Source organism: Spirosoma knui (assembly GCF_054780635.1).
In genome coordinates this window covers 575,324-588,248 of the sequence record NZ_BAAGVY010000001.1, presented here as the reverse complement: position 1 = coordinate 588,248, position 12,925 = coordinate 575,324, and the positions used below count along the sequence as shown (strand labels likewise).

The window sequence follows — 12,925 nt, the reverse complement described above, 5'->3', positions numbered from 1 at the left end:
CATTTATGAAAGGACACGTTGATTTAAGAATAGAATCCATTCGTGATATAGAGTTTTTTGCGCTCTTTTCGTATGACATGAATCCAGATCTGTCCCAATTAGGAATTCAGATTGAAGGAAAAGATATGGTTGCGTACGGAGATTCGAAGACTATTACGCTTACCACTGAAGTACGATACGTTCAAGACTATGACACAGTGAATGCTAAACTAGTTTTGAAGTATGTGAATGAGATGACCTTCTATATTGGCAACTTTGAGGAAGTCTTTAGGCAAGAAAACGAGCTGTATGTATTTGATAAAAATTTAGCCCGCTTTCTCTTGGATATTGTTACTCCAACCATTCGAGGAATCTTATTCGTTAAAACTGCTGGAACTGTCTTAGCTAAATGTTACCTACCCCTCATTCGATCCGATCAAATTATTCAAGACTCTAGTAGTATAGTAGATAATGCCTGAACACCCCATTCCCTACGGCCGCCAGCACATTACCGACGAAGATATTACTGCGGTCGTTGACGTACTTCGTGGCCCGTTCCTGACCCAGGGGCCTCATATCGGCGACTTTGAAGCAGCGTTTGCTAAGTACATCGGTTGTCAATACGCCGTTGCGGTGGCGAATGGTACAGCGGCTTTGCATCTGTGTTGTATGGCGCTGGGCGTACAGGAAGGAACCCGCGTCATCACAACGCCTATTACGTTTTCAGCCTCAGCGAACTGCGTTCGGTACTGCGGGGGGGAAGTCTATTTTGCTGACATTGACCCCAACACCGCTCTACTTGACATCAACGCGGTGCGTGCGTTAGTAGAACAGCACCCCAAAGGATACTTCTCCGGTATTATTCCAGTGGATTTTGCCGGATACCCGGTTGACTTATCGACCTTTCGTCAATTAGCCGATGAGTATGGCTTGTGGCTGCTCGAAGATGCCTGTCATGCGCCCGGAGGGTCATTTGTTGACCAGAAAGGAGTGACTCATCGATGTGGCGACGGCTCACTGGCAGAGTTAGCGATTTTCAGCTTCCACCCGGTTAAGCACATTGCTGCCGGCGAAGGCGGTATGATTACGACGAATGACGAAGCGCTGTACAACCATTTGCTTCGACTCAGAACGCACGGCATCACGAATAAGCCAGCGGAGCTGAGCGAGTTTGAACCCGGTAACCCTGAACGGGGTGGCTGGTACATGGAATTGCAGGAACTGGGGTATAATTATCGCCTGACCGACATGCAGGCGGCTTTAGGGCTAAGCCAGATTCAGCGCGCCGACGACATGCTCAATCGCCGACTGACCATCGCAAAACGTTACGACGAAGCTTTTGCGGGTACAAACGTAACAACGATTATTCCGCCAGCCGGAGTTGGTCACGCTTATCATCTTTACGTGATTCAGGTCGACGACAGGAAAGGGTTATACGACTTCTTACGAATGCAGAATATAATGGCCCAGGTGCATTACATTCCGGTGCACCTAATGCCTTATTACCGTCAGTTTGGCTGGAAACCGGGTGATTTTCCAAACGCTGAGTGCTACTACGCCCGTTGCCTCAGCCTGCCGATGTACCCAACGCTGACGGATGAGGAACAGGCGTATGTAATCAAGTCCGTACGCGACTACTGCGGTTAGTTATGGGCAACGTAGCGATCATTACCGCCCGTGGCGGCAGTAAGCGAATTCCACGAAAAGTTATTCGGCCATTTTTAGGCAAACCGATCATGTTGTACTCCATTGAAACAGCCTTACAATCAGGCTTGTTCGATGAAGTGATGGTGTCGACGGACGATGACGAAATTGCCGAGTTAGCAGAACAGCATGGTGCCTCTGTACCCTTTCGCCGAAGCGCGGCAACGGCGGATGATTTTGCAACAACCGCCGATGTCCTGAACGAAGTACTCACAGCTTATGCGCAGGCTGGCAAAACATTCACAATGGCCTGCTGCCTGTATCCAACGGCCCCTTTTGTGAACCCTGAACTGTTGCAGCAAGCTTTTGACAAGCTCCAGTCGGGTGCTCTCGATTGCGTCTTTCCCGTACAGCGGTTCGGGTTTCCGGTACAACGGGCCGTTACGTTCAAAGACGACCGGCTGACCTGGTTACAGCCCGAACATGCGCTAGCTCGATCGCAGGATTTGCAGCCAGCCTATCACGACGCTGGCCAGTTCTATTTCTTTAACGTAACGGTCTTTCAACAGAAGGGACGATTACTGACCGATAACACGAGTGGCCTTGTCATCTCCGAAATGCAGGCGCAGGATATCGATAACGAAGAAGACTGGCAGGTAGCCGAGTTAAAATATCAACTGTTATCCCGCTAGCGACCGATAAAACCGACTGCTAGCGGAACCTGACGTAGCACTATGTCGAAAACGATTCTTTTCCGCGCTGATGGTAGCCCTCAGATTGGCCTTGGCCACATCATGCGGTGTTTGGCTCTGGCCGAAATGCTCGGAAGCGACTATGAACGACGTTTCGCCATTGTGCGACCCTCACAGGCGGTAGTCGAACTGGTTGAGGAGAAAGGTCTGATGGTGATCCCGCTGGATTCCAACGAGGTAGCTGCTTTCCTTCCCAGTTTAGATCTTGAGACAATCGTTGTGCTGGATGGTTATGATTTCAACGAATCGTACCAACGAGCTGTGCGAGCCAAGGCCAAGAAACTGGTGTATATCGATGATCTGGTGAGCAGCCATCAGGTAGCTGACATTGTTATTAATCATGCAGGGAGCCTTACACCCGAAGATTATCAGGCGGAGGTGTACACACAGTTTCTGTTAGGTCCTCGCTACGCCTTGCTGCGTCCTGCGTTTTTTATCCCACCTACGCCTGTCCCTCCCGAAGGTCCCATTTTTATTAGTCTGGGTGGTGCCGATCCGAGCAATACGTCACTGAGAGTATTAAACGGTTTGCGGAGATATTTCGACCAAATAAGGCAGGAGTGGCGCATTCATATTGTAGTTGGTCCTCTTCAGAGCAACCGGCCAGCCGTTGAAGCGTTGCAAAGTCAGTTTAAACACCTTCACATCCTGTCGAATCTGACGGCCGACCAGATGGTAGCCGAGTTACTGAAATGCCAGCTCGCCATTACCTCCTGCAGCACCGTCGCGTATGAAGTGTGCAGCATCGGCAGGCCACTAATTGCCATTGAAACGGCGGACAATCAGGCCCGCATCAGTTCATTTCTGGTTAATAATAGTTTAGCGAACGTTTGTCCCAGTACTATTTCACTTGATGACATAGCGGGCAACATTGGGATTGGTACGTCTGCGGAATATGCCAACGTTCGGCAACTCATCGTTAAAAATCAGCGCCGATATTTCGACGGCCGCTCCCCCGAACGCTTCCGGGCTTTATTCGACCGCTTATGCTCACCTATCGTTTAGCTACTCCTGAAGATTCACCGCTCTATTTTGACTGGGCGAACGATCCGGATACGCGTCGTCAATCGTTCAACTCCGACCCTATTTCATTGGAAACCCATGAATGTTGGTTTTCCCGAAAGCTGGCAGATGCCAATGCGTTGCTACTCATGTTCAGCAACGAAGCGGGAACACCCGTTGGGCAAGTGCGTTTCGAACGTACATCAGGTGAAGTTATCATTGGGGTATCAGTAGACACTCACTTCCGGGGAAGGGGACTAGCCAGCGAATTAATTCGACAAGGCTGTGTCGCTTGCCGAGAGCAATGGGGCGACGTACTCATTCACGCGTATATTAAAGCTGACAATCAGGCGTCTATCCGGTCGTTTGAGAAAGCTGGATTTACATTCTCGCACAAAGTGGATCAGCTAAGTATACAAAGCTTAGTGTATTATTATAGTACAAAGTAGACATTTAATGCAATTTTAGCAGTCGATTTCATCCGATTGTTTTACTCACAGATATATTGTTAACAACTACATGCGTCTTGTACTTTCTTCCGTACTTCTTCTGGTATCTCTTCGAACCTTTGGGCAAGATCCAACTCCCGACAAATGGGTAGACAACGGAGATGAAACCCAGATTACCCTTCCGTCAACTGTTACGGGTAAAGTATCTATTTTGAAAGGAAACCCTAATGCTGAGACATTTAACGAACTTCTCCGTGTTGGCGTAACCCACGCTCCTTCCGATTTTATAGGGTTCAGAAATGGAACGACGACAAATGGCTTTAACCCTGTACTACTAGCTTATAATCAGAGCTTACCAAGTGGATCAACCTTAACTCTAGCAGGTGTAACCGATTACAATGGAGACACGGGAGATTGGCCAATGATGCTATTCGATGCAAGAAAGCATACAGACAATACAATTACGACTGGAGGAACCACCATATCAAGTAGACCTTTATTTGCTTGGCGTAATTACACTACTGTTTATATGCAGATGCAGGCGAACGGTAATCTTGGTGTCGGTACTATGTCTGCTACAGCACAACTGCACACCACCGGTACTGTTCGGTTTGCGGGTGTTCCGTCTGGGCTAGGTACTGGTCTCATTATGGCCGATGGAAATGGTAACCTTAGCCGGTATGACTTACCCGCGAACTCGACTCTGACTTCGATTAGCGGTGCGTCGACTCCGAATAATGTACCTAAGCTGAATGCATCAGGCAGCTTACAGAACAGTCAGATAACCGACAATGGTACTAGCGTAGGTTTAGGCGGAGCCCCTGTTGAAGGTGCAAAACTTGCTGTGTACGGGACATTACGTATGATGTCAGACGAACGTACGAAATCAAATGTAACCCGAATGACCGGAGCGCTTCAGAAAGTTAATAGCTTAAACGGCTACTTTTACAACTGGCGAGGTCAGGTAACTCAACGCGAGGTTGGGTTTCTCGCGCAAGAGGTGGAGCAGGTGCTGCCCGAAGCGGTATCACAAAACGCTGAGGGCATTAAGTTTTTAAATTATGATGGTGTAATACCACTATTGACGGAAGCAATAAAGGAACAACAACTATTGATTAATAAGCAAAGTGAGTTGATTAAACAGCTCCAACTTGAGGTAAATACGTTGAAAAAAAGATAAGCTGCTACTACTACGTTATAGAACTGTTCAACGTATCGCTGAAACCTTTCGACTGGTTTGGTGCGTTGAACAGTTTTATTTTTGTGTGAACGCCACCATTTTGGATTATCGCCAATGACGCATTCTCAACCGATTCAGGTTGCCAATTATACCATTAGCCCGGCGCATCGGCCGTTTATTATTGCCGAGATGTCGGGTAATCATAACCAGTCACTTGACCGGGCGCTTGAACTTGTCGATGCCGCGGCCGAAGCGGGTGCTCACGCCCTTAAGCTCCAGACCTACACGCCCGATACCATTACGTTCAACGGAGCATCGGAAGAGTTTTACATCCGCGATGCGAAGTCGCTCTGGGCCGATAAGAACCTGTATAAGCTCTACGAACAGGCGTACACGCCCTGGGAGTGGCATGCCCCAATTTTTGAGCGAGCCCGGCAACACGGCATGCTTGCCTTTAGCTCACCTTTCGATACAACCGCCGTTGACTTCCTGGAGTCGCTCAACGTACCGTTGTACAAGATTGCTTCGTTCGAGAACACGGATCATATTCTGCTCAAAAAAGTAGCGCAAACGGGCAAACCGGTGATCATGAGTACGGGCGTTGCGTCAGTCGCTGACCTCGACGAGTCGGTAAAGGTGTTACGGGCGCACGGCTGTACAGAGCTGATTCTGCTCAAATGCACAAGTACGTATCCGGCTACGCCCGAAACCACGAACCTGCTCACCATTCCGCACATGCGGCAATTGTTCGACGTCCCTGTAGGCCTCTCCGATCATACGATGGGCATCGGTGCATCGGTAGCGGCTGTGGCCCTTGGGGCCGTAGTGATTGAGAAGCACTTTACGTTACGTCGGGCCGATGGTGGGGTTGATTCCGCCTTTTCTCTGGAACCCGAAGAGTTAAAAAGCCTGGTTATTGAAACCGAACGAGCACGTTTAGCCATGGGGCAGGTAAGTTATACGCTTACGCCGAAAGAAGAAAAGAGCCTGCAATTCAAACGGTCGCTGTACGTAGTGAAGGATGTTAAAGCCGGTGAGTTACTCACGGCTGACAACGTACGTAGCATTCGTCCGGCGAACGGTTTGCACACGCGCTACTACGACGACATTCTCGGCCAAACGGCTACGCAGGACATTCCGGCAGGTACAGCCTTACGTTGGGATCTCGTTTCATCAACTGCTGTTTTCGCTGCGGATGGGGATCATTAAGCGGCAAACGATTCAGGGAACGATTTTTACGTACGCCGGCATCGTCATCGGATTTGTGACGATGGGCCTGCTGCTGCCTAAAATTCTTACCCCCGACCAGAATGGTCTGATCGGCTTGTTAATTGCGCTATCCATCATTCTTACGCAGTTCTCAAATCTGGGCATTAACGGCGCGGGTGGACGCTATTTTCCGTATTTCCGCGATTATGAGCGTGGCCACGGAGGGTTTCTGCTGCTGGCCACCGTTGTATCGCTGGTTGGCTTCGGATTAAGTGTGTTGCTGCTTTTGCTCTTTCGGCCGTATATCGTTGCCGAAAACGCCCAGAAATCGGCCTTATTTGTTCAGTATTATTACCTGCTGATACCATTCACCTTTTTCACACTATTCTTTAACCTTTTTGACAACTACGCCAAACTGCTTTACGACAGCGTAACGGGAACGTTTCTACAGCAGTTTTTGCAGCGTCTGCTGTTTCTTTTTGCCGTAGTCATATACTGGGCGGGCTTGATTACGTTTCCAACGCTGCTGATTTTGTGGATGGGGTCGTATTTTGCACAGACAGCGTTAATGCTCGTGAAAGTGATTCGCGATGGACATTTTACGCTCGACGTTAAACACTTACAACTAACACCGGAATTGCGCCGGGAGCTGTTTCGTTACGCTGCGCTGACTCTTCTGACGGGACTTTCTTCCCAGGTGATTCTGCACATCGACAAATACATGGTGAACGACGCGCTCGGTCTGGCCCAGACGGGTATTTACAGCATCAGCGCCAACTTTGGAACGGTAATAGCAGCGCCCGCCACTATGCTGTATAAAGTATCAACTGTGGTGATTGCTGACTCCTGGAAGACCAATGACCTCAACAACATCGCCAGTATTTACCGCAAAAGCTGCCTGAGCCAACTGGTTATAGGAACGTTAGTATTTATCGGCATTGCCGCGAATCTTCCCAGTGTGTTTGAGGTCCTGCCCAAAGGCTACGAAGCTGGCTACTACGTTATTTTGTGGATTGGGTTAGGCAAGTTAATTGACATGGCTACCGGAGTCAACGGTACAATTCTGGCTACGTCGCGCTACTACGCCTACGACTCGCTTTTTTTTATTTTGATGGTGGTCGTCACCATTCTAACGACCCGAGCGCTGATCCCTGTTTTTGGCCTGGAAGGTGCGGCCATCGGTGCGGCCATTGCTACCGCGTTGTTCAATATCGCCCGGACTGGATTTGTCTGGTTTAAATTTGGCCTGCAACCCTTCACCTGGCGTAATGTAGCGGTTATCGCCATTGGTTTGCTGGTGTGGGTTGCTGCGGTACAGGCTCCTTATCTGTCGGGTAATCTGTGGCGGGTTGGCCTGGACGTAGCCCTGCGTTCAGCGTTCATTACGCTCGCTTTTGGCGCATTGGTTTATTTCCTGAAAATTTCGCCGGATATTAATCAGCTCGTGTTAGGTGCCTGGATGAACCGCCGTAAGTCTGTTAGTCCGTAACTTGCGCCCGTGAAAACATTATTTTCTTTCCTCTTCACTGATGCCTACCGGCTCCTTAGCAGCGCTAACGGTCGAAAATTCCTGTGGTTATTGGTAACGGATGGCGGTATACAACGGAATCAATCGACGACGCTTACCTACAACGGTCTGCGCTTCCGGACGCCCGATAGCCTGATGTTCTTCTGGCAGGTGAAAGAAATTTTTGTCGACGAAAGCTATGCCTTTCCAACAACTTCGCCGAAGCCTGTTATTATCGACTGCGGGTCGAATATTGGTACGAGCGTTGTGTATTTCAGCCGCCACTACCCCAACGCTAAAATTGTAGCGTATGAGGCTGATGGCGAAACCGCCAAAACGCTACGTAGCAATCTGGCGACCAATGGCGTAACCAACGTAGAAGTTGTAGAAAAAGCGGTTTGGACCGATGACTTGGGCGTCGACTTCGGCAGCGCTGGTGATGATGTGTCGTCGGTTTTCGTTGCCACTAACGTTCACCGGGTTCCCTCGGTACGGCTTCGCGATGTGCTCTTGCAGGAGTTACGCATCGACATGCTCAAGATTGATATTGAAGGGGCCGAAATACCCGTCCTCGACGATTGCCGCGACGCCTTAGCCCATGTGCAGAACCTGTTTGTCGAGTACCACGCCTACATTGGTCAACCTCAGACTCTGCCTCAGCTGTTGCAAATTCTGACCGACAGTGGCTTCCGCTATTACGTTGACACGGCTCAGCATCGCACTAAACCACTCGTGAATCGTCAGTATCGTGGCAATACAGTCATGGACCTGCAATTGACTATTTTTGCGTACAGAACGTAGTCATTATTGACATTAAGTGGTCGTTGGTTGGCATTGCCAGCAAACAAGGGCTCACCATCAATGACAACCAGTGACTATTTAATGCCATTCTTTCAATGATTGACAAGATTTTAAGCCGCCCTGAGTTTCAGACCGAACCGCCTGTATTGGTGGATATTGGCGCTTCGGGGCAATTACATACCCGCTGGAAGCCATTCGCCAAGTATTCGGTCTGTATTGCCTTTGACGCCGACGACCGCGATTTCGGTTACGTCGAAAGCGAATCAAGTCATTTTCGGAAACTATACACGTTCAATCACATCGTTACCGGGCCGCGTTCGGCAGAGACCGAAACTGAAACCGCTGATTTCTACCTCACTGTCTCACCCCACTGCTCTAGTCTGCTCAAGCCACGGCCCGATCTGATTCAGGAGTACGCTTTTGCCCCAAAATTTGAGCCGACCAAGGTGGTTCAGTTAAAGACACGTAGTCTTCGCTCGACGCTTGACAGCCTGAACATTGGTCAGGTCGACTGGTTTAAAACCGACTCGCAGGGTACCGATCTCCGGCTGTTCCGTAACCTTGGCAACGACCGCGCCCGACGGGTGCTAACCGCCGAGTTTGAGCCCGGTATTGCCTCCATTTACGATGGAGAAGATAAGCTCTACCAAGTGTTGCAATACATGGAAGAAACCGGTAGCCACTGGCTTGCCGAGCTCTTGCCAAAGGGTTCGCCACGTATTACGCCCGCTTTGCTGGACAGCTTCACGACACAGCCGTTGCTCAAGAAGTTTGTCTTATTCTCACTCAAAAACAGCGCCGTCTGGGGTGAAATGACGTACCTGAACCGGTTTGCCGATGAGGATACGCTTACCCAACGTAACGTTCTATTGGGCTGGGTGTTCGCCACGACGCTTAAGCAGCACGGATTCGCCTTGATCTTAACTCAAAAGGCGAAAGCTCGCTTTACCGATCCGATCTTTACGGAGATGGAGCGGTATTCCCGTCGGCGGATTTGGGGGCGCGTTTGGGGTATTGGCTTCTGGCCCGAAGTCGTCAAGAAGTTTAATCAAGTCCTTGGCCGGTGAGAGTTACGCACCTGAGCACCTATCACCTTTTCGGCGGGGCAGCTGTCGCGGCAACTCGGCTACATACGGCGCTGCTCAAACAAGGAGTTGACAGCACGATGCTCATCGGCACGTCGAATCGACAGGAAAAGCACCAGCCCGCCCCCGGTGTTACGTATCTGGCAGGCAACCTGTTATCTGAACAACTGGCGTTCGGTCGATTTGTGGCCGAACGTCTTTATTTTCTGCCCTATGAGCGTGATCACTCGGTCAGATTTCAGTTTTCGCCAGCGGCTTTCGGTGCAGGTTTAACGTATCACGATGCCATCCGGCAAGCCGACATACTGCATCTGCATTGGATTAACTTTGGCTTTCTTTCCATCGACGGACTACGTGCCTTGTTTTCGCTCGGCAAACCCATTGTCTGGACTTTACACGACCAATGGGCCTTTACGGGTGGCTGCCATTACTCACGCGGCTGCGACCACTTTCTGAGGCACTGTCACGACTGTCCGTACCTGAAAAAGCCGCATGCTACCGATTTATCGTACCGGATCTTTGAGCAAAAGACACAGCTCTTCAAAGATGCTACCGTTCATTTCACCCCGCCTAGTCGTTGGCTGGCTGACGAGGGGTTGCGTAGCTCGTTACTATGTACATTTCCATTTAGCGTGATCCCCTACGCCATTGACAAGCAGACGTTTGCGCCTATCGACCGGGCAGATGCAAACGCCCGTCTGGAGATTCCAGACACCGACCAGCCCCGGTTTCTGTTCGGCAGCGCGAACGTAACGGATGCGCGTAAAGGCTTTCGGTACTTTGCCGAATCATTAAAGCAATTGCACCAACAACAGCCCGGCTTAAACCCTGAAATTCTGATATTCGGAAAAGGGCGAAGCTATCTGTTCGATGAACTGCCCTACACGGTACGTCACCTTGGTGTTTTAACCAGTCAGGAAGACATTGTTGCGGCTTATAACGCAGCCGACGCGATGATTGTACCGTCTTTAGAAGACAATCTGCCCAATACGGTCATTGAGTCATTAGCTTGCGGAACGCCGGTCGTGGGCTTTCGTACGGGCGGTATTCCCGAAATGATCGACCACCAGGAAAACGGCTATCTGGCCAGCGTCGGATCAGCGCAGGAATTGGCCGATGGGCTAGCCTTTGTTCTGAATCATTCTGCACCGGAAACCCTACGCCAAAACGCCCGACAATCAGCCGAAGCCCGTTTTTCCGAAGAAGTTGTTGCGCAGAAACACGTTGAGCTTTACAAAGAATTAATGAGCGAAATGGCGAAAGAGTGAAAGAGCGCTTGTTCTATTCACTCTTTCACTCTTTCGCCCTTTCACTCATTGAACATGCCAACCGTATCCATCATCACCATTACGTACAATGCCGAGCGATTCCTGGAGCGCACGATTCAGAGTGTCGTCGCCCAACCAGTGACCGACTTCGAATACATTGTAGTTGATGGAGCCTCGAAGGATGGTACGCTGGATATTATCAGGAAATACGAAAAAAGCATCACGCGTTGGATTTCCGAACCCGACAAAGGCCTCTACGATGCGATGAATAAAGGGTTGCACATGGCCACCGGCAACTACGTCTGGTTCATGAACGCCGGTGATGAGCTTTACAGTTCAGACACATTACCTAACCTACTAGCGCGAATTCAAACCACGCAGTCGGATGTCTATTATAGCGACGCACTGTTTGTAGAGGAAAACGGTGATCCGGTAGGTTTACGTAGTCAGGTTACACCTCATACGTTGCCTGAACACTTGAGTTGGCGCGATATGGCGCTGGGCATGAAAGTTTGTCACCAGGCCTTCGTTGCGAAACGTACCATTGCGCCTGATTACCCAACTGATAATCTCAGCGCGGATCTGGATTGGGAGATCCGCTGCTTGAAAGCTGCCCGGCAAATTGAGTATGTAGACTTTATTCTGTGTAAGTACCTCGTTGGTGGGCTCTCCGTTCAGCAGCATCGCCAGTCGCTGGCGGACCGATTCAAGGTATTAACGACCCATTTTGGCTTACTGCCAACCTTAGTTAACCACGTGCAAATCATCTGGCGAGCGTGGCAATTTAAAAACGGCAGTGGAGTTAGCTAACCTAATTTAATACGAATAACCGCACCCGTTCGCGTAAGTACCCCTTTTAAGGCAGACATTCACACTGACTTCTGTCGGTGAACAGCTTCTCTGGATTTTGTCGATTTATGAATTTTGCATGAAACGAACGGGATAATTAAATGATTGATGCCTTTAGATTGGGAAATGGGATAAATTTGCAGGGTTTATTCCGCCGAACCCGGCCCCTTTTTGTGAAATTTCCTTAAAAAATTGACGTAACCTATGAAACGAATAGCTGTTTTTACCTCGGGTGGTGACGCGCCGGGTATGAACGCCTGCATCCGGGCTGTGGTCCGGGGGGCGGTCTATCACGGTCTTGAAGTTTTCGGTATCCGCCGAGGGTACAGCGGCATGATAAACGGCGATATTTTTCAGATGTCTTCGCATTCGGTGAGCAACATCGTTCAGCGCGGAGGTACAATTTTAAAGTCGGCCCGCAGTAAAGAGTTTATGACATCCGAAGGCCGTGCCAAGGCGCACGAACAGCTTCAAAAGTTTGGTATCGAAGGGCTGATCGCTATTGGTGGTAACGGTACGTTCACTGGTGCTACACTGTTCTACGATGAATATGGCATCCCAACCGTAGGCGCTCCCGGTACGATTGATAATGACCTGTACGGTACAGATTATACGATTGGCTTCGATACGGCCGTAAACACCGCGTTGGAAGCCATCGACAAAATTCGGGACACGGCCGATTCACACGACCGTATCTTTTTTATTGAAGTGATGGGCCGCGATTCAGGATACATTGCCATTCAGTCGGGTATTGCCGGAGGAGCCGAACTGGTGATGGTGCCGGAAGTATTAACTCCGATTTCAGAAGTTGTAGAAACGCTGAAATCGGGCTGGAGTCGTCAGAAATCGTCGTCCATCATCGTTGTCGCGGAAGGAGAAGAAGAAGGTAACGCCACCGAGATTTCTGAGAAGATTCGCCAGCAGGTTGAATCGGAGATTGATATGCGCGTCACTACGTTAGGACACATTCAGCGGGGCGGTATCCCAACGGCCTACGACCGGATTCTGGCCAGCCGCCTAGGATTAGGCGCTTTAGAAGGCCTTATGAACGGCGAGAAAAACGTAATGGCGGGTGTTGTTAATAATGAGCTCGTCTACACGCCTTTTAAAGATACCATTCGCCTGCCCAAGCCCATCAACGAAGATTTGCTGCGCATGGTGAAAATCCTCTCGGTCTAACGAAAACAAGACGTAGTATAA

Annotated in this window: 13 protein-coding genes; all 13 read left to right on the top strand. The window is 49.8% G+C overall.

The window, feature by feature from the left end; all coding sequences use genetic code 11:
- The first annotated feature begins 5 nt into the window (after window positions 1–5).
- The 13 genes from ACYVIY_RS02395 to pfkA all read left to right on the top strand — a co-directional run bounded on the left by ACYVIY_RS02395 (window position 6) and on the right by pfkA (window position 12,904).
- Window positions 6–458, top strand: coding sequence for a hypothetical protein (locus tag ACYVIY_RS02395; RefSeq protein ID WP_460974656.1), 453 nt, complete (start codon window positions 6–8; stop codon window positions 456–458).
- A complete protein-coding gene (pseC, locus tag ACYVIY_RS02390) occupies window positions 451–1,626 on the top strand; it encodes a UDP-4-amino-4,6-dideoxy-N-acetyl-beta-L-altrosamine transaminase (RefSeq protein ID WP_460974655.1) in 1,176 nt (391 codons plus the stop codon). Before ACYVIY_RS02395 ends, pseC begins: the two co-directional genes overlap by 8 nt.
- Before the next feature lie 2 nt (window positions 1,627–1,628).
- Window positions 1,629–2,315, top strand: a complete 687-nt coding sequence (pseF, locus tag ACYVIY_RS02385) for a pseudaminic acid cytidylyltransferase (RefSeq protein ID WP_460974654.1) — start codon at window positions 1,629–1,631, stop codon at window positions 2,313–2,315.
- 42 nt (window positions 2,316–2,357) lie between these two features.
- Window positions 2,358–3,380, top strand: coding sequence for a UDP-2,4-diacetamido-2,4,6-trideoxy-beta-L-altropyranose hydrolase (gene pseG, locus ACYVIY_RS02380; RefSeq protein ID WP_460974653.1), 1,023 nt, complete (start codon window positions 2,358–2,360; stop codon window positions 3,378–3,380).
- Window positions 3,362–3,826, top strand: coding sequence for a GNAT family N-acetyltransferase (locus ACYVIY_RS02375; RefSeq protein WP_460974652.1), 465 nt, complete (start codon window positions 3,362–3,364; stop codon window positions 3,824–3,826). The genes pseG and ACYVIY_RS02375 overlap by 19 nt, the downstream gene beginning before the upstream one ends.
- A 70-nt stretch (window positions 3,827–3,896) precedes the next feature.
- The gene (locus tag ACYVIY_RS02370; protein WP_460974651.1) at window positions 3,897–5,006 is read left to right on the top strand and encodes a tail fiber domain-containing protein; all 1,110 of its coding nucleotides are present in this window, start codon (window positions 3,897–3,899) and stop codon (window positions 5,004–5,006) included.
- A 114-nt stretch (window positions 5,007–5,120) separates the two neighbouring features.
- Window positions 5,121–6,215, top strand: a complete 1,095-nt coding sequence (pseI, locus tag ACYVIY_RS02365) for a pseudaminic acid synthase (protein WP_460974650.1) — start codon at window positions 5,121–5,123, stop codon at window positions 6,213–6,215.
- Window positions 6,202–7,704, top strand: coding sequence for a lipopolysaccharide biosynthesis protein (locus tag ACYVIY_RS02360; RefSeq protein ID WP_460975139.1), 1,503 nt, complete (start codon window positions 6,202–6,204; stop codon window positions 7,702–7,704). The genes pseI and ACYVIY_RS02360 overlap by 14 nt, the downstream gene beginning before the upstream one ends.
- Window positions 7,705–7,713: 9 nt before the next feature.
- Entirely contained in the window at window positions 7,714–8,523 is an 810-nt protein-coding gene (locus ACYVIY_RS02355; protein WP_460974649.1) for an FkbM family methyltransferase, read from the top strand.
- Between the two features lie 95 nt (window positions 8,524–8,618).
- Entirely contained in the window at window positions 8,619–9,590 is a 972-nt protein-coding gene (locus ACYVIY_RS02350; RefSeq protein WP_460974648.1) for a hypothetical protein, read from the top strand.
- A complete protein-coding gene (locus tag ACYVIY_RS02345) occupies window positions 9,587–10,876 on the top strand; it encodes a glycosyltransferase family 4 protein (RefSeq protein WP_460974647.1) in 1,290 nt (429 codons plus the stop codon). The genes ACYVIY_RS02350 and ACYVIY_RS02345 overlap by 4 nt, the downstream gene beginning before the upstream one ends.
- Before the next feature lie 54 nt (window positions 10,877–10,930).
- Window positions 10,931–11,686: a glycosyltransferase family 2 protein gene (locus ACYVIY_RS02340; RefSeq protein ID WP_460974645.1), complete on the top strand. Its 756-nt coding sequence runs from the start codon at window positions 10,931–10,933 to the stop codon at window positions 11,684–11,686.
- A 243-nt stretch (window positions 11,687–11,929) separates the two neighbouring features.
- Window positions 11,930–12,904, top strand: a complete 975-nt coding sequence (pfkA, locus tag ACYVIY_RS02335) for a 6-phosphofructokinase (RefSeq protein WP_460974644.1) — start codon at window positions 11,930–11,932, stop codon at window positions 12,902–12,904.
- The last annotated feature ends 21 nt before the right edge of the window (window positions 12,905–12,925 follow it).

Coding starts and splice junctions, on each gene's coding strand:
- ACYVIY_RS02395 (WP_460974656.1), top strand. CDS start 6: ATGAAAGGACACGTTGATTTAAGAATAGAATCCATTCGTGATATAGAG.
- pseC (WP_460974655.1), top strand. CDS start 451: ATGCCTGAACACCCCATTCCCTACGGCCGCCAGCACATTACCGACGAA.
- pseF (WP_460974654.1), top strand. CDS start 1,629: ATGGGCAACGTAGCGATCATTACCGCCCGTGGCGGCAGTAAGCGAATT.
- pseG (WP_460974653.1), top strand. CDS start 2,358: ATGTCGAAAACGATTCTTTTCCGCGCTGATGGTAGCCCTCAGATTGGC.
- ACYVIY_RS02375 (WP_460974652.1), top strand. CDS start 3,362: ATGCTCACCTATCGTTTAGCTACTCCTGAAGATTCACCGCTCTATTTT.
- ACYVIY_RS02370 (WP_460974651.1), top strand. CDS start 3,897: ATGCGTCTTGTACTTTCTTCCGTACTTCTTCTGGTATCTCTTCGAACC.
- pseI (WP_460974650.1), top strand. CDS start 5,121: ATGACGCATTCTCAACCGATTCAGGTTGCCAATTATACCATTAGCCCG.
- ACYVIY_RS02360 (WP_460975139.1), top strand. CDS start 6,202: ATGGGGATCATTAAGCGGCAAACGATTCAGGGAACGATTTTTACGTAC.
- ACYVIY_RS02350 (WP_460974648.1), top strand. CDS start 8,619: ATGATTGACAAGATTTTAAGCCGCCCTGAGTTTCAGACCGAACCGCCT.
- ACYVIY_RS02340 (WP_460974645.1), top strand. CDS start 10,931: ATGCCAACCGTATCCATCATCACCATTACGTACAATGCCGAGCGATTC.
- pfkA (WP_460974644.1), top strand. CDS start 11,930: ATGAAACGAATAGCTGTTTTTACCTCGGGTGGTGACGCGCCGGGTATG.